The organism is Azospirillum sp. Marseille-Q6669, from assembly GCF_965111635.1.
The window spans coordinates 233,911-258,227 of sequence record NZ_CBCOOP010000005.1 but is presented as its reverse complement, the minus strand read 5'-3'; the positions used below and the strand labels follow the sequence as shown (position 1 = coordinate 258,227).

Sequence of the window (24,317 nt, the reverse complement as noted above, 5' to 3'; positions counted from 1 at the left end):
ACCGGACCCGTCCGTCCGGGATGCAGGGGCCATGCGGCCCCTGCATTCGTTTTGGGACCCTGCTGTCACGATGACCGACTCCTTCCTGGACTCGTCCAAAAGGCTCTACGGGCGGCGCAAGGGGCGTCCGCTCCGCAAGCGCAAGACCGAACTGCTCGACGGGCTTTTGCCATCGCTGGAAATCCCGGTGCCTCAGCCGGGCGACCGGATCGACCCCCACGCCCTGTTCGCCAACCCCATGCGCGACGTCTGGCTGGAGGTCGGCTTCGGCAGCGGCCACCACATGGCGTGGCAGGCGGCGAACAACCGCGACGTCGGGGTGATCGGGGCCGAGCCCTTCATCAACGGCGTGGCCGGCCTGCTCAAGCTGGTGGACGACGAGGGCGTGCAGGACAATGTCCGCATCCTACCGGACGACGCCCGTCCGCTGCTCGACGCCCTGCCGGACGCCTCCATCGGGCGCGCCTTCGTGCTGTTCGCTGATCCCTGGCCGAAGAAACGCCACTGGGAACGCCGCTTCATCGGTCCGGACAACCTGCCGCGCCTCGCGCGCGTGCTGAAGGACGGGGCGGAACTGCGTCTGGCCAGCGACGACATGGGGCTGGTGCGCTGGATGCTGGAGCACACGGTCCGGCATCCCGATTTCGAATGGACCGCCCGCGGCCCGTCCGACTGGCGCCAGCGCATCGCGGACTGGCCGCCCACCCGCTATGAGGAAAAGGCCATCGAGGCCGGGCGCAAGCCGGTCTTCATGCGCTTCATCCGCAAGGCGCGGGGGTAGACACCACCGGCTCCCCGTAATGCTCCACCAGCGGGAACGGATCGTAGAAGCGGTGGAGCAGGGCCTTCCAGCGGGCGTAGCGCTCGGACCCGCGGAAGCCTTCGGTGTGGTTCTCCAGCCGGTCCCAGCGGACGAGAAGAAGGTAGCGGTCCGGCGCCTCGAGGCAGGGCCGCACCTCCAGCCCGAGGAAACCCGGAGTCGCGGCGATCAGGGGCTGCGCCTCGGCCATCGCGCGTTCGAAAGCCGGGCCCTGGCCGGGTTTGACCGCCAGGAGGGCCGTTTCGAGGATCACGGTGAGCTGCCTTTCCAAGCTGTTTTCGGCAAGGTGCGACGGCCGCCGAAGGCTTGACTTTACCCCGGCCGGACCCGCCCACCAAGCGCCTGGCATAGAACCTTGCGGAAAAGCGCTTGCGGCTTGCTCCGGAATGTCTATATTCACCGCATGAACCCATACGGATCGGCGGCTCGGGAAACCGGGCCGGCGGGACGCTTTGCGGGTGGGCCTTGGCCCACTTATTTTTTTATCAGCGTATGGAATCCCCGTGTTGGTCCCAGGGCGCTGTGCCAGGGGAGACCGCGGGGGCGGGTCAGGTGGAATGGAAGCAACCGGTCGTATCGAGCAGATCATCACGCCGTCGGTCGAGGCCATGGGCTACGAACTCGTGCGTGTGCAGTTGACCGGTGGGCAGCGCATGGTTCTGCAGGTCATGGCGGAACGCGCCGACGGCGCGCCCATGACGGTCGAAGACTGCGCCGACATCAGCCGCGCGATCTCCGCGGTGCTCGACGTTGAAGATCCGATCAAGAGCGCCTACACGCTGGAGGTCAGTTCACCCGGCATCGACCGGCCGCTGACCCGTCTGAAGGATTTCGAGCGTTTCGCCGGTTTCGAGGCCAAGCTGGAGACCCGGCTCGCCGTCGATGGCCGCAAGCGCTTCAAGGGCATGCTGAAGGGCGTCGAAGACGGCCTCGTGTGCATCGAATCGGAACAGGGAGCCGCCCGGTTGGAGTTCGACAACATCCTGCGCGCCAAGCTGGTCTTGACGGATGAACTGATCCGCGCCAGCCAGGGCCAGGGTTGACGGCCGCTCCGGGCTTCACTCGAAGAACAAACGCCAGTCCAGGAAGTGTGACGGATGGAACTGCTGCAAGTCGCTGACGCGGTTGCCCGCGAAAAGAACATCGACCGGGACGAGGTCCTGGAGGCGATGGAGCAGGCGATTCAGAAGGCCGGGCGCTCCAAGTACGGCCACGAGCACGACATCCGCGCCCGCATCGACCGCAAGACGGGCGACATCCACCTGACCCGCCACCTGGAGGTGGTCGAGGCGGTGGAGAACGAGGCGACCCAGGTGACCCTCGCCTACGCCCAGCGCCGCAAGCCCGGCGCCCAGGTCGGCGACTTCCTGGTCGATCCGCTGCCGCCCATCGACTTCGGCCGCATCGCCGCCCAAACGGCCAAGCAGGTCATCGTCCAGAAGGTGCGCGACGCGGAGCGCAAGCGCCAGTTCAACGAATACAAGGACCGCACCGGCGAGATCGTCAACGGTCTGGTCAAGCGCGTCGAGTACGGCAACGTCACCGTCGACCTGGGCCGCGCCGAAGCGATCCTGCGCCGCGACGAGCTGCTGCCGCGCGAGCACTTCAAGAACGGCGACCGCGTGCGCGCCTACATCTTCGACGTGCGCGAGGAAGCGCGCGGCCCGCAGATCTTCCTGTCGCGCACCCATCCGATGTTCATGGCGAAGCTGTTCGCACAGGAAGTGCCGGAGATCTACGACGGCATCATCGAGATCAAGGCGGTCGCTCGCGATCCGGGCTCGCGCGCCAAGATCGCGGTGATCAGCAACGACAGCTCCATCGACCCGGTCGGCGCCTGCGTCGGCATGCGCGGCAGCCGCGTCCAGGCGGTCGTCGGCGAGCTGCAGGGCGAGAAGATCGACATCATCCAGTGGAACCAGGAGCCGGCGACGTTCATCGTCAACGCCCTGGCCCCGGCCGAGGTCGCCAAGGTCGTGATGGACGAGGACAACAGCCGCATCGAGGTGGTGGTGCCCGACGACCAGCTGTCGCTGGCCATCGGCCGCCGCGGCCAGAACGTGCGCCTCGCCACCCAGCTCACCGGCTGGGACATCGACATCCTGACCGAGCAGGAGGAGTCGGAGCGCCGGTCGGACGAGTTCCGCACCCGCTCGCAGCTCTTCATGGACGCGCTGGACGTGGACGATGTGATCGCCCATCTCCTGGTCGCCGAAGGCTTCACCTCGGTGGAGGAGATCGCCTATGTCGAGACCGAGGAGCTGGCCGAGATCGAGGGCTTCGACGAGGACGTGGCGGAAGAGCTGAAGCAGCGCGCCCTCAACTTCCTCGACGAGCAGGACGTCCGCATGACCGAGAAGCGCCAGGTGCTCGGCGTCGAGGACGCGGTGGCGGAAGTCACCGGCTTCAGCCCCACCCTGCTGGTGAAGCTGGGTGAGAACGGCGTGAAGACGATGGACGACCTCGCCGACCTCGCCGCGGACGAGCTGCGCGACATCCTCGGCAAGGAGGCCCCGACGGAAGACGAGGCCAACGAGATCATCATGGCCGCCCGTGCCCATTGGTTCGATGGCGAGGAAGGCGCGCCCACCGCGGCGCAACCCTCGCCCGACGACCAGGCGGCGCAGAGCTGAGCCGGGATTTAGGACGCACAAACGGTACGGATGGTTGGACTGAGCGACAGGAACGAACAGACTCCGGCGGACGGTGAACCGGACGGCCTCGCGGCCGAAGGGGAGGCTCTGCTGCCGGCGGACCTGGAAAAGGGTCCGCTGCGCCGCTGCATCGCCACCGGCACCGTGCAGCCGAAGGACGGCATGATCCGTTTCGTGGTATCACCCGATGGCGAGATCGTGCCTGATCTGGAGGAACGGCTTCCGGGCCGCGGCCTCTGGCTGTCGGGGGACAAGGCGGCCTTTGCGAAGGCCATCGGCAAGAACATGTTCGCCAAGGCGGCGCGGCGCGCGGTGCGCGTCCCGCCCGATCTGGCGGAGCGGCTGGAGAAGCTGCTGGAGCGGCGGTGCCTGGATGCCTTCGGGCTGGCGCGCCGGGCCGGGCAGGCTCTGGCCGGATACGAAAAGGTGCGCGAGGCGCTGAAGACCAATCAGGTCGGACGCTCCGGACCGCCCTATCTGCTGGTCGAGGCCAGCGACGGTTCGCCCGACCAGCGGGGCAAGATCACAGCGCTGGCGCCGAATATGCCGGTTGTTGACCTGTTCGACGCCGCGGCGATGGCCGCGGCCCTGGGACGGGAAAATGCCGTGCACGCGGTGGTGGCGCGCGGGAAGCTGGCCAAGGGATTGGCTCGCGACTCCGCGCGTCTCAAGGGTATCAAGGGCTTTGTCGCCGGCTCTCCGCCGGCCGGCCACGTAAGCAACGTCTGACCATTCGGGAACCGATGACCGACAGCAACGACCAGGACCAAAAGAAAGTCTTGCACCTCTCCGGCTCCGGCAAAGGGAAGCTGGAACTGAAGAAGCCGGTCGAGACCCAGGTCCGGCAGAGCTTCTCCCATGGCCGGTCGAAGCCCGTGACCGTGGAGGTCAAGCGTAAGCGGGCCGTGGAGAAGGGCGCCCTGCCGGGCGTGGCCGACGGCGGCGCCGCCGCGCGTCAAGCCGCCCAGGGCATCCCCGTCCGGGGCGTGCCGGGCCAGCGCCAGCGCGGCGGTGGTGGCGGCGCCGTCCGTCAACTGACCAACCAGGAACGCGAGGCGCGCATCCGCGCTCTGCAGGGGGCGGCCGAAGACAACCGCCGCCGCGCCGAGGAGGAGGCCGAGGCCGCCGTCCTGGCCGCGGAGGAGGCCGTCCGCGCCGCCGAGGAAGCGGCGTCCCAGCCGGTCCAGGTGGCCGAGGCGGAGCCGGAGATTCTCGACGCCGAGACGCTGCGCCAGCGCGAGTTGGCCGAGCTGCGCGGCATCGAGGAGGCGGAGCGCGCCAAGGCCCAGGAGGCCGAGCGCCGCCGCCAGGAAGAGGAAGCCAAGCGCAAGGGGGCCGAGGAGGCCAAGCGCAAGGACACCGAACAGCCCCGTCCGCAAGGTGCGGGCGCCCGTCCCGCCGCCGGTGGCGCCGGTGCGCGCACCGCGGCCACCACCACGGAGGCTCCGGCCGCCCGTGGCCCGGGGGCTCCGGCCGCTCCGCGCTTCGGCGAGGAAGAGGACGATCGCCGCGGCAAGCCCGGGAACAAGAAGGCTCCGGCTCCGGCTCCGGTCCGCAAGGCCGCTCCGGGCGCCGATCGCCGCAAGGGCTCCAAGATGACCGTCTCGCAGGCGCTCAGCGACGAGGGTGGTGAGCGCACGCGCTCGCTGGCCGCCGTCCGCCGTGCCCGTGAGCGCGAGCGGCTCCGTCAGATGAGCCGTCAGGAGACGCAGAAAGTGACCCGCGACGTCGTGCTGCCCGAGGTCATCACCGTCCAGGAGCTGGCGAACCGCATGGCGGAACGCGGCGCCGACGTGATCAAGCAGCTCATGCGCATGGGCGTGATGGCCACCATCAACCAGACAATCGACGCCGACACGGCGGAGTTGATCATCGCCGAGTTCGGCCACCGCGTGCGCCGCGTGTCGGAGGCGGACGTCGAAGTCGGCCTGCGCCTCAACGACGATGCGGAAACGGCGCTGGTGCCGCGTCCCCCGGTCGTCACGATCATGGGTCACGTCGACCACGGCAAGACATCGCTGCTCGACGCCCTGCGCCAGACCGACGTGGTCAGCCGTGAGGCCGGCGGCATCACCCAGCACATCGGCGCCTATCAGGTGCAGCTGGAGTCGGGTGCGAAGATCACCTTCATCGACACGCCGGGCCACGCCGCCTTCACCGAGATGCGTGCCCGCGGCGCCAACGTCACGGACGTGGTGGTGCTGGTCGTGGCGGCGAACGACGGCGTCATGCCGCAGACGATCGAGGCGATCCATCACGCCAAGGCCGCGAAGGTTCCGATCATCGTCGCCATCAACAAGATCGACCTGCCCGACGCCAAGCCGGAGCGTGTCCGCCAGGAACTGCTCCAGCACGAGCTGGTCGTGGAAGAACTGGGCGGCGACATCCAGACCGTGGAAGTGTCGGCCAAGGCCAAGCGCAACCTGGACAAGCTGGAGGAGGCCATCCTCCTGCAGGCGGAAATCCTCGAGCTGAAGGCCAACCCGGAGCGCACCGCCGAGGGCGTCGTGGTCGAGGCCAAGCTGGAGCGCGGCCGCGGTTCGGTCGCCACCGTGCTGGTCCAGCGCGGCACGCTGAAGGTCGGCGACGTCTTCGTCACCGGGTCGGAGTGGGGCCGCGTCCGCGCCCTGGTCAACGACCGCGGCCAGAGCGTCGAACAGGCCGCCCCGGCCAGCCCGGTCGAGGTGCTCGGCCTCAACGGCACGCCGCTCGCCGGCGACGACTTCACCGTCGTCGAGTCGGAAGCCCGCGCCCGTGAGATCGCCGAGTTCCGCCAGCGCAAGAAGCGCGAAGCCGCCAACGCGGCGTCGGCCCGCGGCTCGCTGCAGGACATGTTCAGCCGCATCCAGGCCGGCGAGGCCAAGGAACTGCCGGTCGTCATCAAGGGCGACGTGCAGGGCTCCATCGAAGCGATCTCCAACGCCCTGGAGAAGCTCACGGCGGAGAACACCGAGGTCAAGGTCCGCGTGCTGCACGCGTCGGTGGGTGCGATCAACGAGTCCGACATCACGCTGGCGAACGCCTCCAACGCGATGGTCATCGGCTTCAACGTCCGCGCCAACCCGCAGGCCCGCGACATGGCCAAGCGCGACAGCGTCGAGATCCGCTACTACTCGATCATCTACAACGTGATCGACGACGTGAAGGCGGCCCTCACCGGCATGCTGTCGCCGACCCTGCGCGAGCGTTTCATCGGCTACGCCGAGATCCGCGAGGTGTTCAACATCACCAAGGTCGGCAAGGTCGCCGGTTGTATGGTCACGCAGGGCACCGTCAAGCGCGGCGCCGGCTGCCGCCTGCTGCGCGACAACGTCGTCATTCACGAGGGCACGCTCAAGACGCTCAAGCGCTTCAAGGACGAGGTCAAGGAAGTGCGCGAGGGTTACGAGTGCGGTATGGCCTTCGAGAATTACGACAACATCCTGGCCGGCGACATCATCGAAGCCTTCGAGATCGAGGAGGTGGCGCGCGAGCTGTAAGCCCGCCGCCGCACCCCGGCTCACAGGCCGGTCGCAGATGACGTTACAGTTGACAAGGGCGCCCATGCGCCCTTGTCGCGTTTTCGCGGAGGGGCGGACCCCTCCCGCACCGCATTCGGGATCGACAGCATGAGAAAGAAACACGACCTGGCCGGAAAGCCGCCATCCCAGCGCCAGCTCCGCATCGGCGAGGAAATCCGTCACGCCCTGGCGGATCTGTTCCGGCGCGGCGACTTCCACGACCCCGAACTGGCGGAACTGAACGTCACGGTGACCGAGGTGCGGATCAGCCCGGACCTGCGCAACGCCACCGCCTTCGTCACGCCGCTGGGCGGCGGCCCGATGGACGAGACGCTGTCGGCCCTGCGCCGCGCCGCCCCCTTCCTGCGCGGCCAGGTCGCCCGCGCCATCAACCTGCGCCACGCCCCGACGCTGAGCTTCGAGGCCGACACCTCCTTCGACTATGCCGGTCGCATCGACGACATCCTGCACAGCCCGGCGGTCGCCCGCGACGTCGGCTACCGCTCGCTCGCCGACCGCGTGAACGGCGACGACGACCATGACGACGAGGACGACGGCTGGGACGAGGAGGACGAGAAGGAGACGGACGACCTCGACGACGATGAAGACATCGACGACGAGGATGAGGACGAAGACGACGGGGATGAGGGCAACGGCGGCGAGGGCGAGGGGCGCCGTGGCTCGTAAGCGCAGGGGCGAGCCGATCCACGGCTGGATCGTGCTGGACAAGCCGGCGGGGATGACCTCGACACAGGCGCTGTCCAAGGTGCGCCGCCATCTGAACGCGGAGAAGGCCGGGCACGGCGGCACGCTGGACCCCATCGCCACGGGCATACTGCCCATCGCGCTGGGCGAGGCGACCAAGACCGTGTCCTACGCCATGGACGGCGAGAAGACCTACCGCTTCACCGTTGCCTGGGGCACCCGCACCACCACCGACGACCGCGAGGGAACGGCGGTGGAGACCTCCGCGGCGCGTCCCGACGCCGAGGCGATCCGCGCCGCTCTGCCCGCTTTCCTGGGCTTCGTCGAGCAGATTCCACCGCAATACTGCGCGCTCAAGATCAACGGCGAGCGCGCTTACGACATCGCCCGCGAGGGCGAGGTGGTGGACATCGCCCCGCGCACCGTGCGCATCGACCGGTTGGAACTGATCGAGACGCCGGACGCCGACCATGCGGTTCTGGAGGTGGATTGCGGCAAGGGCACCTATGTCCGCTCCATCGCCCGCGACCTCGCCGAACGGTTGGGGACGGTGGGGCACATCCGCGATCTGCGACGCCTGCGCGTCGGGTCCTTCACGCTGGACGGGGCGATTTCCCTGGACGATCTGACCGCGATGGAGCAAGGTGCCGCGGTCGAAAGACTTCTGTTGCCGATCGAGACCGCGCTGGACGACATCCCGGCGCTGGCCCTGACGGACGCGGAAGCGCACCGACTGAAGCACGGCCAGACGGTGGCACTCCTCACCCGGCAGGACCGCGAACGCCTCACGGCGCTGCGCGGCGATGTTGGTGGGGATGGCACCGTTATTGCGCTTTTCGGCGGTAAGCCGGTGGCGCTGGCGCGCGTGGAGGGGGCGGAGGTCCGTCCGGTGCGCGTTCTCAACCTATGAACGATGGAGACCCCGATGTCGATCACGCCCGATCGCAAGCAGGAACTCATTAAGGACTATTCGCGCGGCACCAACGACACCGGTTCGCCCGAGGTCCAGGTCGCGATCCTGTCCGAGCGCATCCGGAACCTGACCGAGCACCTGCAGGGCCACAAGAAGGACTTCCACTCCCGCCGTGGTCTGCTGGTGATGGTCGGCCAGCGTCGCCGTCTTCTCGACTATCTCAAGAAGAAGGACAACAGCCGCTACGCCACGCTCATCGAGCGTCTGGGCCTGCGTCGCTGATTTCCAAAAGGCGTCCGTGCCGGTGACCGAACATCCGTCCCGATCTGCGCTCGACCCGCCGCACCGCGTTCCGGTGCACCGGGGAGCGTCGCGCCGGTCGGGACGTTCGGTTGTTCGCGAAGCTATGTTCTAGTCAGACGGCCGGCCCGGACCTTCCGGGACCGGCCGTTTGATTTTTTTAGCCCTTTTCGGGTTTTGCCCTTTGTTGGGTTTTCACATGCGGGGTCCGACGACCGATGACCCCGGCTTAGGCCAGCAATCCGGCGGGCCTAGGTGTCGGATGGAAGGAAGAATCCATGTTCAAAGTTTTCCGCAAAGAAATCGAATGGGGTGGACGCAAGCTGACGTTCGAGACGGGCAAGATCGCCCGTCAGGCCGACGGCGCGGTGCTGGTCACCTATGGTGAGACCACGGTCCTCTGCACGGTCGTCGGCGCCAAGTCGCCGAAGCCGGGCGTCGATTTCTTTCCGCTGACGGTCAATTACCAGGAAAAGTCCTTCGCAGCCGGCAAGATTCCCGGCGGCTTCTTCAAGCGTGAAGGCCGCCCGACGGAGAAGGAGACGCTGGTCAGCCGCCTGATCGACCGTCCCATCCGTCCGCTGTTCGCCGATGGCTTCCGCAACGAGACGCAGGTCATCTGCACCGTGCTGAGCCACGATCTGGAGAACGATCCGGACATCGTCGCGATGGTCGGCACCTCGGCCGCGCTGACGATCTCCGGCATCCCGTTCCTCGGTCCGATCGGCGCCGCCCGCGTCGGCTACGTCGACGGCCAGTATGTGCTGAACCCGACCATGGACGCCGTCGGCGGTTCCGCGCTCGACCTCGTGGTCGCCGGCACCCAGGACGGCGTGCTGATGGTCGAATCGGAAGCCAAGGAGCTGTCCGAGGAGATCATGCTGGGCGCCGTGATGTTCGGTCACAGCGGTTTCCAGCCGGTCATCGACGCCATCATCGATCTGGCCGAAGAGTGCGCCAAGGAGCCGTGGGACCTGCCGGAGCCGGCCTACGACCGCGCCGCGCTGAAGGCGAAGCTGCGCGCGACCGTCGGCGCCGACGTGGAGGCCGCCTACACCGAGACGGTGAAGCAGGTCCGCTACGAGAAGATCGGCGCCGCCAAGGCGAAGGCGCTGGAGGCTCTGGCCGAGGCCCATGAGACCCAGGCCATCGTGACCGAGTTCAAGGAGCTGGAGGCCGACATCCTGCGCGGCGCCGTCCTGAAGACCGGCCGCCGCATCGACGGCCGCGACACCAAGACGGTCCGCCCGATCGTGTCGGAGGTCGGCGTGCTGCCGCGCGCCCATGGTTCGGCGCTGTTCACCCGCGGCGAGACGCAGGCCCTGGTCGTCACCACGCTGGGCACCAGCCAGGACGAGCAGATCATCGACGCGCTGCAGGGCGAGTACCGGGAGCACTTCATGCTCCACTACAACTTCCCTCCGTACTCGGTGGGCGAGGCCGGCCGCATGGGCTCGCCGGGCCGCCGCGAGATCGGCCACGGCAAGCTGGCGTGGCGCGCCATCCACCCGCTGCTGCCGAAGAAGGAAGACTTCCCCTACACGCTCCGCGTGGTGTCGGAAGTGACCGAGTCCAACGGCTCGTCGTCGATGGCGACGGTTTGCGGCACCTCGCTGTCGCTGATGGACGCCGGCGCTCCGCTGGCGCGTCCGGTGGCCGGCATCGCCATGGGCCTGATCAAGGAAGACGACGGCTTCGCGGTCCTGTCGGACATCCTGGGTGACGAGGATCACCTGGGCGACATGGACTTCAAGGTGGCCGGCACCGACGCTGGCATCACCGCGCTCCAGATGGACATCAAGATCACCTCGATCACCGAGGAGATCATGAAGATCGCCCTGGGCCAGGCCAAGGACGGCCGCCTGCACATCCTGGGCGAGATGTCCAAGGCCCTGACCGGCGCCCGCGACGCGGTGAACGAGAACGCCCCGCGCATCACCGTGATCAACATCCCGAAGGAGAAGATCCGCGACGTGATCGGCTCCGGCGGCAAGGTGATCCGCGAGATCGTGGAGCAGACCGGCGCCAAGATCGACATCGAGGACGACGGCACGGTCAAGGTCGCCGCGGTGGACACCAAGGCCGCCCAGGCCGCCATCGACTGGATCAAGGGCATCGTCGCCGAGCCGGAAATGAACGTGGTCTACACCGGCAAGGTCGTGAAGGTCGTCGATTTCGGCGCGTTCGTGAACTTCCTGGGCTCCCGCGACGGCCTCGTCCACATCTCCGAGCTGGCGCAGCAGCGCGTCGGCAAGGTGTCGGACGTGGTGTCGCAGGGTGACTCGGTGAAGGTGAAGGTCATCGGCTTCGACGACCGCGGCAAGGTCAAGCTGTCGATGAAGCAGGTCGATCAGGCCACCGGCGAAGACCTGACCAAGAAGGACGGTCCCGCCGCCTGATCCGTCTTCCCGCGCGCAAGCGGGAACGACGCTTCTCATCTCCCTCCCCTGCGCGAGCAGGGGAGGGTCGGGGAGGGGGTGGGACGCTTCCGCCCCCAATCCTCCTTCGCTCCTTCATCGCGTCCGGCCTTCGGCTGCTCCCGTCCCCTGTGTTACAAGGTGGAACCACCACCATTGCGGGACGCGTGCCTGTCCATGCCCGACCAGCCCTCCGAAACCGCAGTCTTTCCGCCGGATGGACCGTCCTTCCGGATCGACTGGGGACTGCAAGGTCTTCTCCGCCTCGTCGATTCCTATGAGTTCCGCACGGTGCTGGACGTCGGATCGGGCGGTGGCGACCACGCGCGCCTGCTGCGCCACATCGGGAAGGAGGTGGTGACGGTCGATCTGCACCGCAGCGCCGACATTCGCACCGACTTCATGGATGCGGCCATCGACCGGACCTTCGATGTGGTCTGGTGCTCCCATGTGCTGGAACACCAGCGCAATCCCGGTGCTTTTCTCGAAAAGCTGCGCCGCTGCCTTGTTCCGGACGGCGTGCTGGCGATCAGCGTCCCGACCCACCCGGCCGACCGCATGGTTGCCGGCCATGTGACGAGCTGGAACGCCTGGCTTCTCTGCTACAATCTGGTGCTTGCCGGTTTCGACTGCGCACAGGCGCGCTACGTCAACACGGTGGATCTCAGCCTGATCGTCCGCAACCGCCCCGCCCTGGCCGGCGACATCGGCACGGGGGCGGGCAGCGGGGCCGACCTCGATCCGGCGGACGGAGCCGATCCCTTCACCGCCGTCGCCCCTTTTTTTCCCTTCCCGGTCGGCCAAGGCGCCACGGCGCCGCTGGGAGAGATGAATTGGGGTGGTTTCGATTACCTGCTTCCCGCCGGCTTCCCGTCCTTCCGCCTGCACAGCCGCTTCCTGCCGCCGGAAGGGCTGTTCATCGGCGGGGGGACGGGGTGATGGCCGGTGCCCCGATTGTTCCACGATCGGTACTTCCCGTTCCACGGACCCGGTGACCCGCGATGCCCGCTTCCATTCCTGCCGACGCCACCCGTTGCCTGCATTACGGCGACGGCATGTTCCTGACGAGCGCCTTGATGACGCTCGAACAGCGGTTCCTTCTGAACTGGAACGCCTTGCAGAACCGGCTGCTCCATACGCCCGGCGTGCTGGAGGGGCTGGCGGTGACCCACGGCGGCGGCGACCGCGTGACGGTCGGGAGCGGTGCGGGCTTCGACGCCATGGGGCGCTTCCTGGTGCTGCCCGGCGAGGGCGCGTCCCTGACCGTGCCCGGCGGTTCGTCTGCTTCCTGCTACGTCCACCTGCTCTTCCCCGACCCGGCGCCGGTCGGCGAGGATGGAACCACCATGAATCTGGCGGCCTCCCCGCGGGTCGGCGACACGGAGGAGGCGCCGGACAACGGTGTGCTTCTGGCCGAGATCCGGCGCGATGCGGCGGGGGCGGTCGCCGGCGTGATCGACCGGCGCCAGCCGGTGCGCTCCCGCCTGCCCGCGCAACTGACCGACGCCGGATGATTTGAGGAGGGCTACAGCCGCTCCGCCCCGAACGTGTCGCAGGCGTTCAATTCCCCCCGCTCCAGCCCTTTGCGGAACCATTGCACCCGTTGGGCGGAACTGCCGTGGGTGAAGCTGTCCGGCGTCACGGTGCCGCGGGACTGCTTCTGCAAGCGGTCGTCGCCGATGGCGCTGGCGGCGGTCAGGGCTTCCTCGACGTCGCCGGGCTCAATGATCTGGCGCTCGCGGTTGGCGTGGTTGGCCCACAGCCCGGCGAAGCAATCGGCCTGAAGCTCCAGCCGCACCGACAGCCCATTGGCGTCGGCCTGGGAGCCGGCCTGCCGCTGGGCCTGCTGCACCCGGTCGGAGATGCCCAGCAGGTTCTGCACATGGTGGCCGACCTCGTGGGCGATCACATAGGCCTGGGCGAAGTCTCCCGGCGCGCGGAAACGGTCGCGCAGGTCGCGGTAGAAGCTGAGGTCGATGTACACCTTGCGGTCCTGCGGGCAGTAGAAGGGACCCATCGCCGCCTGGGCGAAGCCGCAGCCGGAATCCACCGTGCCGGAGAACAGCACCAGCGCCGGGTCCTGGTAGGTGCGGCCGATTTGCTGGAACTGGGCGGCCCAAGTGTCCTCCGTGTCGGCGAGAACAACGGAGACGAAGCGTTTCAGCTCGTCGTCGCCACCGCCGCGCGGGGCGTCGGATTGTTCGGTGCGGGCCTGCTCCTGCGGGACGGTGCCCTGCAGAAGGTCCAGCGGGTTGATGCCCAGCAGGAGCGACACCACCACGATCACCGCCAGCCCGCCGATGCCGATGCCGCCGCGCCCTATGGGGATGCCGATCCCGCCCGTGCGGAAGCCGCCGCTTCCGGGCGTGCCGCGCCGATCCTCGACATTCTCGCTCTCGCGACCGTCCTGCCACCGCATCGCCCGATCCTCCCCCGACGCATTGCGAGAGGAAAACCAGCGAAAGGGCGTGGCTGTTCCGGCGCTCCGCCGGATGCGTCAACCACGCGCTTGACCGAAAGCGGGGCCGTGCCAATTCCTAAGGCATGAACCACCGCTCCTTCGTCCCGACGGAACCCGCAACCGACACCGGCCCGCTGCCATTCCACGTGCACTGGTGGCAGGCTCTGGTCTTCTGGCTGCTCACCAACACCTATGGCGTGTTCGAGCGGGGTGGGGAGCCGTTTCCCGGCTATCAGCCCTCGCCGCTGCAGCCGCCGGGCTGGGCCTTTCCCGTCGTCTGGTTCAGCATCAGCCTGATCCAGCTCTGGGGCTGCGTGCGGCTGCTGAACGCGCCCTGGACAATCCGCTGGCGCCCGGCGCTGATCGGCTTGCAGGGGGCGCTGTGGCTGCTCTACGCCAGCTTCGGCTTCGCCTATTTCACGATGGGCAGCCCGATCCTGGCGGCGGCCTGGACCATGGCCTACTTCATCATCGCCGCGACCTGCGTGCTGCTGGCTTGGCCGGACGACCGCGCCATCGCGGCGAGCTGGCTGCCGCTGGTGCTGTGGACCGGCTTCGCCTCCATCGTCGCCGTCCATGGCGTGGTCCTCAACCCCGACCCGCTGTTCGGGCTGGGGCCGGGACTGGGAACGCGCTGATCAGCCGCGGTAGCGGTGCGTCGCCCCGGTGAAATCCTCGGCGAGATAGCCGTCCTCACCGTCCGGCCGCACCCAGCCCGGTGCGGCGGGGGCCTTGCCGTGCCCGCCGGGGATGTCCAGCACATAGGTCGGCTGGCAGAGGCCGGAGACGCGCCCGCGCAGTCCCTTCACCAGCGCCTGCCCCTCGGCCAGGGTCGGGCGGAAATGGCTGGTGCCGGCGGCGAGGTCGGGATGGTGCAGATAATAGGGTTTGATCCGGTTGCGCACCAATCCCCGGAACAGCGCCTCCAGCGCCGCCGCGTCGTCGTTGATGCCCTTGAGCAGCACGCTCTGGCCCAGCAGGGGAATGCCGGCGTCGGCCAGACGGGCGATAGCGCCGCGCGCCTCCTCCGTCAACTCGCTGGCGTGGTTGACGTGGACGGCCATCCAGGTCGCCACGTCCGGCGCCTTCAGCGCCTCCACAAGCTCCGCCGTGACGCGCGCCGGGTCGGCGACGGGGATGCGGGTGTGCAGCCGGACCACCCCGACATGGGGAATGTCGGACAGGCTGCGGACGATGTGGGACAGACGCCGCGGCGACAGCAGCAGCGGATCGCCGCCGGTCACCACCACCTCCCACACCTCGGGATGCGTACGCACGTACGCCAGGGCGGCGTCCAGCTCCTCGGGCGACAGGGCCTCGCCGCCCGGGCCGACCATTTCCCGCCGGAAGCAGAAGCGGCAATAGACCGCGCAGGCGTGCAGCGGCTTCAGCAGGACCCGGTCGGGGTAGCGGTGGACAATGCCCTTCACCGGGCTGCGCGCGACGTCGCCGATGGGGTCCTCGCGCTCCTCCGGCGCGGTGTACGCCTCCTCGGGGGAAGGGACGTACTGCGCGTACAGGGGATCGCCGGGCGCGGCGTCCGCCAGCGTTTCCAGCAGGTACGGGGTCAGGGCGATGGCGTAGCGGTCGGCCACGGCGGCCACGGCCTCGCCCGCCGCGGGCGTCATCAGCCCGGCGGCCACCAGATCGGTCACGCTGTGGGCTGCCTTCATCGCTCGTTCCCGATCCGCCGCTTTGCGCCTAGTATGAGAGGCCCGCTCTTACTCCTGCAGGACCCATGCTGTCGACTCTTCCCCGTCTGATCGGCCACCGCGGCGCCAAGGAAAGCGCGCCGGAAAACACGCTCGCCAGCCTGCGCGAGGCCGCCCGCCAGGGCGCCGCCTGGGTCGAGGTGGACGTGATGCTCACCCGCGACCGCGTGCCGGTGCTGATCCACGACGACACGCTGGAGCGCACCACCAACGGCGCCGGGCCGGTGCCGGACCTGACCCTGGCAGAGCTGAAGGCGCTGGACGCCGGTTCCTGGTTCGACGCCCGTTTCGCCGGCGAAACGGTGCCGACCCTGGAGGAGGCGCTGGGCGTGATCCGCAAGTTGGGCCTGGGCCTGAATCTGGAGATCAAACCCTATCCCGGCCAGGAGGTGCCGACAGCGGAAGCCGCGCTGGAGCTGTTGAAGCGGCTGTGGCCCGGCGGCCTGCCCCTGTTGGTGTCCAGCTTCGAGGTGCCCTGCCTGGAGGTGGCGCGCGACCGGGCGCCGGAGATTCCGCGCGGTTACCTGCTGTGGGACCCTCCCGCCGACTGGGCGGCCATCGCCGACCGCATCGGCGCGGCCACGCTGAACGTCCATCAGGATCGCCAGACGGCGGAGAGCGTCGCCGCCTACCGCGCCACCGGGCGTCCGGTTCTGGCCTACACGGTCAACGACGCGGCGCGGGCGCGGGCGCTGTTCGACTGGGGTGTGGCCGGACTCTTCACCGACGCGCCTGGCCGGCTGGCGGCGGAGCTGGCCGCCGGGACGTCCCCGTGAAGCGGTTCTCCCAGGGACCACCGGTTGACGCTTGGGGACATGTCGCTGTGACAGATTTTTTTCTAACACCGCGAATCCGCTCGTCCGCACGGAAATTTCCTCATATATAGATCGCTCATGGCGGCATGGGCCGTCGGGGGCACGACTCCCGGCGGCGTTTTTCGTCGTCTTTCGGGTCGCGCTGTCCGGGTGCCCGCACGCGGGCGCTCTCATGGTCTTGGAGGTTTCGTTGAAGGCGCTTAAGCCGTTGCTGATGTCTGGCCGGGAGGTTCTGCCGCTCGTCGAGGGTGGCAAGGGAATTGCCGTCTCCAACGGGGAAAGCTCGGGCGCCTGGGCGGCGGCCGGGGGTATCGGAACATTCTCGGGCGTGAACGCCGACAGCTACGACGAGAACGGGAATCTCCTGCCGCAGGTCTATCACGGCAAAACCCGTCGCGAGCGTCACGACGAGCTGATCAAGTTCGGCATCCAGGGCGGCATCGCGCAGGCGCGCATCGCGCACGAGGCGTCGAACGGCCAAGGCCGCATCCACATGAACGTCCTGTGGGAAATGGGCGGCGCCGAGCACATCCTGCACGGCGTGCTGGAAGGCTCCCAGGGCCTGATCCACGGCGTCACCTGCGGCGCCGGCATGCCCTACCGCGTGGCGGAGATCGCCGTGCACTACGGCGTGCACTACTACCCCATCGTCTCCTCGGCCCGCGCCTTCCGCGCCCTGTGGCTGCGCGCCTACCACAAGTTCCGTGAGAACCTGGGCGGCGTGGTCTACGAGGACCCGTGGCTGGCCGGCGGTCACAACGGCCTGTCCAACTCCGAAGACCCGCTGAAGCCGGAGGATCCGTTCCCCCGTGTCCTGGCGCTGCGCCAGATGCTGAACAGCTTCGGCCTGAACGACACCCCCATCGTGATGGCAGGCGGCGTCTGGTGGCTGTCGGATTGGGAAGACTGGATCGACAACCCCGACCTCGGCCCGGTGGCCTTCCAGTTCGGCACGCGCCCGCTGCTGACCCAGGAAAGCCCGATCTCCAACGCCTGGAAGCACCGCCTGCTGACGCTGAAGGAAGGCGACGTCTTCCTGAACCGCTTCTCGCCGACGGGCTTCTACTCCTCCGCCGTCAAGAACCCGTTCCTGATGGACCTGATGGCCCGCTCGGAGCGTCAGGTGGCCTATCTGCCCAAGCCGGTGGGCGAGCATTCCGCCGAGCTGCCGCTGGGCCCGCGCGGCCGCCCGGTCTATGTGACCGAGACGGACAAGGCCCGCGCCGAGGGCTGGCTGTCCCAAGGCTTCACCAGCGGCCTGAAGACGCCGGACAGCACGGTCATCTTCGTCACGCCGGAGCAGGCGGAGCGCATCCACCGCGATCAGGTGGACTGCATGGGCTGCCTGTCGGCCTGCAACTTCTCCAACTGGGCGCAGAACGAGGAAGGCACGAACGGCAAGCGCGCCGATCCGCGGTCCTATTGCATCCAGAAGACCCTGCAGGCGGTCAGCCACACCGACGACTGCGAAAACCAGCTCATGTTCGCCGGTCACAACGCCTTCCGCTTCGCGTCGGACCCCTACTACAAGGACGGGTTCATCCCGACCGTGAAGCAGCTGGTCGAGCGGATCGCCACCGGCTACTGACGCCGGCGGCCCGCGGCTTTGCGGGGGGCGCTTGCCCCCTGACCTGAAATCGTTCTAAAGTGAGCGGGCTGCGGCAGATCGCCGCGGTCCGTTTCGCGTTTCGACTTTGTGACCTGAACCACGGCGAACAGACGACGATGACCGGCACCCGACCCTTCAAGCGCGCCCTCGATCGCCTGCAGACGGCAGGCTTCCGCCCGACGCGCCAGCGTCTGGGTCTGGCCCGCCTGCTGTTCGAAGGGGAACACCGCCACGTCACCGCCGAGCAGCTCCACACCGAGGCCATGGGGGCGGACCTTCGGGTGTCGCTGGCCACGGTCTACAACACGCTGAACCAGTTCACCGCCGCCGGCCTGCTGCGTGAGGTGGTGGTGGAGGCGGGCAAGTCCTACTTCGACACCAACACCAGCGACCATCACCACTTCTTCCTGGAAGGGACGGGCCGGCTGGAGGACATCCCCGGCGACGACGTGGTGGTGCAGCATCTGCCGCCGGCCCCGCCGGGCACGCGCATCGCCCGGGTGGACGTGATCGTCCGGCTGAGCGCGGAGCAGGGCGAGGAGCGCTGAGGGCAAGGACCGCTGAAGGACAGGCGGCCGATGGCCGTCTCCGGAAAAAATCCGTCTCCCGACCGGGTCTTCGGGGAATTTCCGGAACATTGACGCGTTTTGGGAGCAATGGCATAAGCCGTAGCCGAGGCTCGGCCGCCGGAGGCCCCACGCCCGCGCGCGGCCGGGCCGGACAGGAACCCCGTCTGGAGAACGCCGCCATGTCGCTGAAGGGCACGAAGACCGAGCAGAACCTCAAGGCGGCCTTCGCGGGTGAGAGCCAGGCCAACCGCCGCTATCTCTATTTCGCCCAGAAGGCCGACGTGGAAGGCCACAACGAGGTCGCCGCCGTCTTCCGCTCCACCGCGGAGGGCGAAACCGGCCACGCCCACGGCCACCTGGAATTCCTGGAGGAGGCCGGCGACCCGATCACCGGCCTGCCCATCGGCGACACGGTGAGCAACCTGAAGGCCGCCATCGCCGGCGAGACCCACGAATACACCGACATGTACCCTGGCATGGCCCGCACCGCCCGCGAGGAAGGCTTCGAGGAGGTCGCGGACTGGTTCGAAACACTGGCCAAGGCCGAGCGGAGCCACGCCGGGCGGTTCCAGAGGATGCTGGACCAGCTGTCGTCATGACGGCACGCCGGACCGCGATCACCCGCGCCGACATTCTTCCCCTGGACCGCTATGCCTTCGAACGCGCCGCCCGCCGCAGCGCGCTGGTCGCCGTGAAGAAGAGGCGCCGCGTCGCGGTCGGTCCCTACGCCCTCATCCATTTCGAGAATTACGAGACGATGTGGCAGCAGGTCCACGAGATGCTGTTCATCGAGCGGGGCGGCGAGGCACAGATCGACGGCGAGCTGCGCGCCTACAACGGGCTGATTCCCCAGGGGACGGAACTGGTCGCCACCGTGATGTTCGAGATTGCCGATCCGGCGCGCCGCGCCGCCGAACTTGGCCGGCTGGGCGGGGTGGAGCGGACGGTGACGCTGCGCTTTGCCGGCCACACGGTGACCGGCCGGCCGGAGGAGGACGTGGAGCGCACGAACGAGGCCGGCAAGGCGTCCGCCGTCCATTTCCTGCATTTCGACTTCATGCCGGAGCAGATCGCCGCCTTCCGCACCCCCGGGACGGAGGTGATCCTCGGTATCGGCCATCCCCGGTACGGCCACATGGCGGTGATGCCGGAGGCGGTGCGGGCGGAGCTTGCGGAAGATTTCAGGTAGAGGGCGCTGTGCTCCCTTACTCGAACGTCTCGTCCTTGTAGGCGCCCCAGAACTCCCCGCGGCTCATCCAGCCGCGATAGCCTTTCAGGTCCACCTCGCACCACTCGCCTTTGCATTTGCGCAGCCAGCCGATCACTCCAGGCTGGGCGCGGGCCACGACGGCGGCGTCGCCGCGCGGCTCCTTGCGGACGCTGCGGATGTCGCCGGTGATGACGATGCTGCGCTTGCCCGACAGCATGCTCTGATGCACCCAGCCCTCGCTGCCTTCCCAATCGCGGATGCGGCGCCAGGTGTCGAATTCCTGGGTGATCTCCACCGGCATTTCCTTGCGGGTGAACACCCATTCAATGGGGTAGCGCACGTTGGGGCCGGTGCGCGCGTTCACCTCGCCCGAGCGCAGCGACACGAAACGGGGGATCGGCAGACCCGAGGCGTGGGTCGGGTCCTTTTCGCGCCGTCCGCCTTCCGACGCGTCGGCGGTGGATGGCGTGACCGGCGCCAGGGCTGCGACGGCCAGCGCCAGAACGGCGAGAGCGCGGCGGATGGCAGACGTCGTCGGCAACGGCAACACCGGCAGCCCCGTGCTGTGGAGATCGGAAGGATTTGAGTCGGAGGCACTATAATTAGGGGTAGCCGCCAGGAGCAAGCGCAAGGCGCGGGCGGGCGTGCAACGTCGGTTCTTGTCACATGGCGGGGCGGCTCATCAGGCTGGCCGCCGCGCCGAATCGTCACTGCCATCTGGACAGCTTCCCAACCGCTTGATAGGACAAGCGTCGGCCCGGAATGGGGGAGGCACCGTCCAATGACCGAAAAGAAGAAGCCGCTCGTCGTCGTCACCCGCAAATTGCCCGACGTCATCGAGACGCGGATGATGGAGCTGTTCGACGCACGGCTGAATTCCGACGACGAACCCTTGACCCACGCGCAGCTCATCGACGTGGCGCAGACGGCCGACGTGCTGGTTCCCACCGTCACCGACCGGATCGACCGCGAGGTGATCGAGAAGGCCGGGCCGCAGCTCCGCCTCATCGCCTCCTTCGGGACGGGCGTGGACCACATCGATCTGAAGGCGGCGCGGGAGCGCGGCATCAGCGTCACCAACACGCCGGGCGTCCTGACCGAGGATACGGCGGACATGACCATGGCCCTGCTGCTGGCGGTCGGCCGCCGGCTGGCGGAGGGCGAGCGGCTGGTCCGCTCCGGCCAGTGGAAGGGTTGGGGGCCGACGACGATGCTCGGCCACCGCATCCAGGGCAAGCGGCTGGGCATCCTCGGCATGGGCCGCATCGGGCAGGCGCTGGCGCGCCGGGCGCGGGCCTTCGGCATGTCGATCCACTATCACAACCGCCGCCGCGTCTATCCGGACGTCGAGCAGGAGCTTGAGGCGACCTATTGGGACAGCCTGGACCAGATGCTGGCGCGCATGGACGTGGTGTCCATCAACTGCCCGCACACCCCGGCGACCTACCACCTGCTGTCGGAGCGCCGGCTGAAGCTGTTGCGCCCGCACTGCTTCATCGTCAACACCTCGCGCGGCGAGGTCATCGACGAGACGGCGCTGACCCGGATGCTGTCGAAGGGCGAGATCGCTGGCGCCGGCCTGGACGTGTTCGAGCATGAGCCGGCGGTGAACCCGAAGCTGCTGCGGCTCGACAACGTGGTCCTGCTGCCGCACATGGGCTCCGCCACCATCGAGGGCCGCATCGACATGGGCGAGAAGGTCATCATCAACATCAAGACCTTCGCGGACGGCCATGCCCCACCCGACCGCGTCCTGGAAACGCTGCTGTAAGGCTGAGTGCTGGAGAGGGCGTCCGGAGGACGCCCTCAACCCAGGAAGACCGGAGGCTACTCCGCGGCCAGACCGCCGCCCAGCTCGATCCGCACCTCGACCACGCCGGGCTCGTCCAGGTTCTCCTTGCGGATGAAGCCGAGCGCGCGGCACATGCCGAGCATGCTGGTGTTTTCGCGCAGGACCTCGCCGTAGACCTCCTTGATCCCGCGGGAGCGGGCGTAGTCCAGGATCTTGTTCATGAGCTGGTAGCCCAGCCCCTGGCCCTTCATGTCCGACCGCACCATCACGGCGTATTCGGCGCGCAGGTTGTCGGGGTCGGCGGTGATGCGCACCACGCCGTACATGATGGTGTCGCCGGTCTCCGGGTCCGGCCCGACGGCGACCAGACCCATCTCGCGGTCATAGTCCATCTGGGTCAGGCGGGCGGCGGCCTGGTGCGACAACCGCTTCAGCGGAGCGAAGAAGCGCAGCCGCAGATCCTCCTGCGTCTGGTTGGCCACCATGTGGTGCACCAGCGGCTCGTCTTCCGGCAGGATGGGGCGGACGACGAACTGGCGGCCGTCCTTGATGGTGATGCGGTCCTCCAGCCCCTTGGGATAGGGGCGGATGGCCAGACGCTTGGCGCCGGGCAGGGCCGGCACGCCGACCTTGATGCGGGCGTCCAGCGCCAGGACGCCCTCCGCGTCGGCGAGCAGCGGGTTGATGTCCAGCTCGGCGACCTCCGGGAAATCGACGATGAGCTGGGAGATCTTGTTCAGCGTCAGCGCCACCGCCTCCAGATCGACCGCGGCGCGCGAGCGGTAGCCCTGCAACTGGCGCCAGATGCGGGTGCGGCCCATCAGCTCCGTCGCCAGCTTCATGTTCAGCGGCGGCAATGCCAGCGCGTAGTCCTCCACCACCTCCACCCCGATGCCGCCCTCGCCGAACAGCAGGACGGGGCCGAACAGCTCGTTCTCGGTCATGCCGACGATCAGCTCGTAGGCGTCGGCGCGCACCGCCATCTCCTGGACGGTGAAGCCCTCGATGCGGGCGTCGGGCACCGCCTCGCGCACGCGGGCCAGCATGGCCTCGGCCTCGGCCTTGACCTCCGCCGGCTCGGTCAGGTGCAGGGCGACGCCGCCGACGTCCGACTTGTGGGTGATGTCCGGCGACAGGATCTTCAGCGCCAGCGGCCCGCCGATCATTTCGGCGCAGTGGGCGGCCTCCTCCGGCGTGTCGGCGCGGCGGGTGTCCACCACCGGGACGCCGTAGGCGGCGAGCACGCGCTTGGCCTCATACTCGCTCAGCCAGTCGCGCTTCTCGGCGATGGCGCGGGAGATGATCTTGCGCACCGTGATGCCGTCGGGCTGGAAGTCCTCCGGCACCGACGGCGGCGTCTCCATCAGCAGCTCCTGGTTCCGGCGGTATTCCACCAGATGCAGGAAGGCGCGCACCGCGTGGCTGGGCGTGTCGTAGGTGGGGACGCGGTTGGCGGCGAACAGCTTGCGCGCCTCCGCCGCGGTGTTGTCGCCCAGCCAGCTCGTCAGCACCGGATGCTTGCGCGTCTTGTTGGCGATCATGGTGTCGACCACGGCCTGCGCGGCGGCCAGCCCGTCGGTCACCGCGGTCGGGCAGTTCAGCACCAGAACGGCGTCGTTGTTGGGATCGGCCATCAGAGCGTTCAGCGCGTCGGCGTAGCGCTTGGGCGGGGCGTCGCCGCCGATGCGCAGCGGATTGCGGGCGCTGCCGGCGCCCAGCGCCTTCTCCAGCGCGTCCATCGTCTCCGGCGCGAACTGGGCCAGCCGCCCGCCGGACAGGATCAGGCTGTCGGTCGCCATCACGCCCATGCCGCCGCCGTTGGTCAGGATGGCCAGCCGGTCGCCGGTGATCGGCGACCCGGTGCCCAGCGTGCCCACCGCGTCGAACAGCTCGTCCAGGCCGCTGACGCGCAGGATGCCGGCGCGGCGGAAGGCGGCGTCGTAGACGGCGTCGGAGACCGCCAGCGCTCCGGTGTGGGAGGTGGAAGCCTCCAGCGCCTCGTCGGTGCGGCCGGACTTGATGACGATCACCGGCTTCTGGCGGGCGGCGGAGCGCGCCGCCGACATGAACTTCCGCGCGTCGCTGATGCTCTCGATGTAGAGCAGGATGGCGCGCACGTTGGCGTCGCCGGCCAGATAGTCCAGCAGGTCGCCGAAATCGACGTCCGCCTTGTCGCCCATCGAGATCAGATGCGAGAAGCCGATCCCCCGCGCCGTCGCCCAGTCGGCGATCGAGGTCACCACCATGGAGGACTGCGCCACCAGGGCGACGTCGCCCTTCTTCGGGGTGACATGGCCGAAGCTGGCGTTGAGCCCGCGGCCCGGCACCATGATGCCCAGGCTGTTGGGACCCAGGACGCGCATCAGGTGGGGCTTCGCCGCCTCGCGCAGGGTCTGGGTCTGCTCCTTGGAAAAGCCGCTGGAGATGACGATGGCCGCCTTGGTTCCGCGCTTGCCCAGCGCGTCGACGGTGGCTGGCACCGTGGCGGCCGGGGTGCAGATCACCGCCAGGTCCGGCGTGACCGGCAGATCGTCCACCGACTTGTAGGTCAGCACCCCCTCGACCGCGCGCTCGCCGGTCACCGGCATGATCGGGCCGTCGAACCCGGCGTTGAACAGGTTGCGGGCCACCACGGCGCCGATGGTGTTCGGCTTTCGGGTCGCCCCGATCAGGGCGATGGAGGCGGGCTTGAACAGGCGGTCGAGGTTGCGAACGGTCATGGCCGGGTTCCGGGGGTTCGTCTCACACAGCAAGGCTCGAACAGCCGCCATTCCGGTAAAGATCGGACCGGGGCCGTCGACTTGCAATCAGCGGTAAGGAGGCAATCGCGGGACGGGAAC

At 68.4% G+C, this 24,317-nt stretch carries 23 protein-coding genes; 18 read left to right on the top strand and 5 right to left on the bottom strand.

Annotation, left to right across the window (positions count from 1 at the left end):
• Positions 1 to 70: 70 nt before the first annotated feature.
• Positions 71 to 781, top strand: a complete 711-nt coding sequence (gene trmB, locus ACWPXE_RS26495; RefSeq protein WP_454020228.1) for a tRNA (guanine(46)-N(7))-methyltransferase TrmB — start codon at positions 71 to 73, stop codon at positions 779 to 781.
• Here trmB and ACWPXE_RS26490 read toward each other — a convergent pair.
• Entirely contained in the window at positions 759 to 1,073 is a 315-nt protein-coding gene (locus ACWPXE_RS26490; protein ID WP_454020227.1) for an antibiotic biosynthesis monooxygenase family protein, read from the bottom strand. The two genes, trmB and ACWPXE_RS26490, sit on opposite strands and share 23 nt — an antisense overlap.
• 304 nt (positions 1,074 to 1,377) lie before the next feature.
• Between ACWPXE_RS26490 and rimP the strand changes: the two genes are divergently transcribed.
• From rimP to ACWPXE_RS26440, 10 genes are all read left to right on the top strand, one after another.
• Positions 1,378 to 1,863 (top strand): ribosome maturation factor RimP, encoded by a 486-nt coding sequence (gene rimP / locus ACWPXE_RS26485; protein ID WP_094301442.1) that lies wholly within the window; start codon positions 1,378 to 1,380, stop codon positions 1,861 to 1,863.
• A 54-nt stretch (positions 1,864 to 1,917) separates the two neighbouring features.
• Entirely contained in the window at positions 1,918 to 3,453 is a 1,536-nt protein-coding gene (nusA, locus tag ACWPXE_RS26480) for a transcription termination factor NusA (RefSeq protein WP_454020226.1), read from the top strand.
• A 30-nt stretch (positions 3,454 to 3,483) separates the two neighbouring features.
• A complete protein-coding gene (locus ACWPXE_RS26475; protein ID WP_454020225.1) occupies positions 3,484 to 4,203 on the top strand; it encodes an RNA-binding protein in 720 nt (239 codons plus the stop codon).
• Positions 4,204 to 4,217: 14 nt separating this feature from the next.
• On the top strand, positions 4,218 to 6,953 hold the full coding sequence (gene infB, locus ACWPXE_RS26470) for a translation initiation factor IF-2 (protein WP_237904617.1): 2,736 nt from the start codon (positions 4,218 to 4,220) through the stop codon (positions 6,951 to 6,953).
• Between the two features lie 129 nt (positions 6,954 to 7,082).
• Complete coding sequence (rbfA, locus tag ACWPXE_RS26465) at positions 7,083 to 7,661, top strand: 30S ribosome-binding factor RbfA (protein ID WP_454020224.1); 579 nt, start codon at positions 7,083 to 7,085, stop codon at positions 7,659 to 7,661.
• Positions 7,651 to 8,589: a tRNA pseudouridine(55) synthase TruB gene (gene truB, locus ACWPXE_RS26460; protein ID WP_454020223.1), complete on the top strand. Its 939-nt coding sequence runs from the start codon at positions 7,651 to 7,653 to the stop codon at positions 8,587 to 8,589. The genes rbfA and truB overlap by 11 nt, the downstream gene beginning before the upstream one ends.
• A gap of 15 nt (positions 8,590 to 8,604) precedes the next feature.
• On the top strand, positions 8,605 to 8,874 hold the full coding sequence (rpsO, locus tag ACWPXE_RS26455; RefSeq protein WP_035670129.1) for a 30S ribosomal protein S15: 270 nt from the start codon (positions 8,605 to 8,607) through the stop codon (positions 8,872 to 8,874).
• Between the two features lie 296 nt (positions 8,875 to 9,170).
• On the top strand, positions 9,171 to 11,291 hold the full coding sequence (gene pnp, locus ACWPXE_RS26450) for a polyribonucleotide nucleotidyltransferase (protein ID WP_454020222.1): 2,121 nt from the start codon (positions 9,171 to 9,173) through the stop codon (positions 11,289 to 11,291).
• Between the two features lie 195 nt (positions 11,292 to 11,486).
• Complete coding sequence (locus tag ACWPXE_RS26445; RefSeq protein ID WP_454020221.1) at positions 11,487 to 12,248, top strand: class I SAM-dependent methyltransferase; 762 nt, start codon at positions 11,487 to 11,489, stop codon at positions 12,246 to 12,248.
• 62 nt (positions 12,249 to 12,310) lie between these two features.
• Entirely contained in the window at positions 12,311 to 12,823 is a 513-nt protein-coding gene (locus ACWPXE_RS26440) for a hypothetical protein (RefSeq protein WP_454020220.1), read from the top strand.
• A gap of 11 nt (positions 12,824 to 12,834) precedes the next feature.
• Here the strand turns inward: ACWPXE_RS26440 and ypfJ are convergent, their stop codons facing one another.
• Positions 12,835 to 13,728 (bottom strand): KPN_02809 family neutral zinc metallopeptidase, encoded by an 894-nt coding sequence (gene ypfJ / locus ACWPXE_RS26435; RefSeq protein WP_454020219.1) that lies wholly within the window; start codon positions 13,726 to 13,728, stop codon positions 12,835 to 12,837.
• Positions 13,729 to 13,853: 125 nt separating this feature from the next.
• Between ypfJ and ACWPXE_RS26430 the strand changes: the two genes are divergently transcribed.
• Complete coding sequence (locus tag ACWPXE_RS26430) at positions 13,854 to 14,408, top strand: TspO/MBR family protein (RefSeq protein WP_454020218.1); 555 nt, start codon at positions 13,854 to 13,856, stop codon at positions 14,406 to 14,408.
• On the opposite strand, the gene ACWPXE_RS26425 is transcribed toward ACWPXE_RS26430, so the two are convergent.
• Entirely contained in the window at positions 14,409 to 15,443 is a 1,035-nt protein-coding gene (locus ACWPXE_RS26425; RefSeq protein WP_454020217.1) for a lysine-2,3-aminomutase-like protein, read from the bottom strand.
• Positions 15,444 to 15,508: 65 nt separating this feature from the next.
• On the opposite strand from ACWPXE_RS26425, the gene ACWPXE_RS26420 reads away from it, so the two are divergent.
• The 5 genes from ACWPXE_RS26420 (at position 15,509) to ACWPXE_RS26400 (ending at position 19,664) form a co-directional block, all read left to right on the top strand.
• Positions 15,509 to 16,258: a glycerophosphoryl diester phosphodiesterase gene (locus tag ACWPXE_RS26420; protein WP_454020216.1), complete on the top strand. Its 750-nt coding sequence runs from the start codon at positions 15,509 to 15,511 to the stop codon at positions 16,256 to 16,258.
• Between the two features lie 229 nt (positions 16,259 to 16,487).
• The gene (locus ACWPXE_RS26415) at positions 16,488 to 17,885 is read left to right on the top strand and encodes an NAD(P)H-dependent flavin oxidoreductase (RefSeq protein WP_247883177.1); all 1,398 of its coding nucleotides are present in this window, start codon (positions 16,488 to 16,490) and stop codon (positions 17,883 to 17,885) included.
• A gap of 137 nt (positions 17,886 to 18,022) precedes the next feature.
• Positions 18,023 to 18,454 carry an iron response transcriptional regulator IrrA gene (irrA, locus tag ACWPXE_RS26410; protein ID WP_114860375.1) on the top strand — a complete coding sequence of 144 codons (432 nt, stop codon included), beginning with the start codon at positions 18,023 to 18,025 and terminating at the stop codon, positions 18,452 to 18,454.
• Between the two features lie 200 nt (positions 18,455 to 18,654).
• Complete coding sequence (locus tag ACWPXE_RS26405) at positions 18,655 to 19,074, top strand: rubrerythrin family protein (RefSeq protein WP_014238831.1); 420 nt, start codon at positions 18,655 to 18,657, stop codon at positions 19,072 to 19,074.
• Positions 19,071 to 19,664, top strand: coding sequence for a DUF3501 family protein (locus ACWPXE_RS26400; protein WP_454020215.1), 594 nt, complete (start codon positions 19,071 to 19,073; stop codon positions 19,662 to 19,664). The genes ACWPXE_RS26405 and ACWPXE_RS26400 overlap by 4 nt, the downstream gene beginning before the upstream one ends.
• A 16-nt stretch (positions 19,665 to 19,680) precedes the next feature.
• On the opposite strand, the gene ACWPXE_RS26395 is transcribed toward ACWPXE_RS26400, so the two are convergent.
• The gene (locus ACWPXE_RS26395; protein ID WP_454020214.1) at positions 19,681 to 20,235 is read right to left on the bottom strand and encodes an SH3 domain-containing protein; all 555 of its coding nucleotides are present in this window, start codon (positions 20,233 to 20,235) and stop codon (positions 19,681 to 19,683) included.
• Positions 20,236 to 20,466: 231 nt separating this feature from the next.
• Between ACWPXE_RS26395 and ACWPXE_RS26390 the strand changes: the two genes are divergently transcribed.
• Entirely contained in the window at positions 20,467 to 21,456 is a 990-nt protein-coding gene (locus ACWPXE_RS26390) for a 2-hydroxyacid dehydrogenase (protein ID WP_237904630.1), read from the top strand.
• Between the two features lie 56 nt (positions 21,457 to 21,512).
• Here the strand turns inward: ACWPXE_RS26390 and ACWPXE_RS26385 are convergent, their stop codons facing one another.
• Positions 21,513 to 24,197: a bifunctional acetate--CoA ligase family protein/GNAT family N-acetyltransferase gene (locus ACWPXE_RS26385; RefSeq protein ID WP_454020213.1), complete on the bottom strand. Its 2,685-nt coding sequence runs from the start codon at positions 24,195 to 24,197 to the stop codon at positions 21,513 to 21,515.
• Between the last annotated feature and the right edge of the window lie 120 nt (positions 24,198 to 24,317).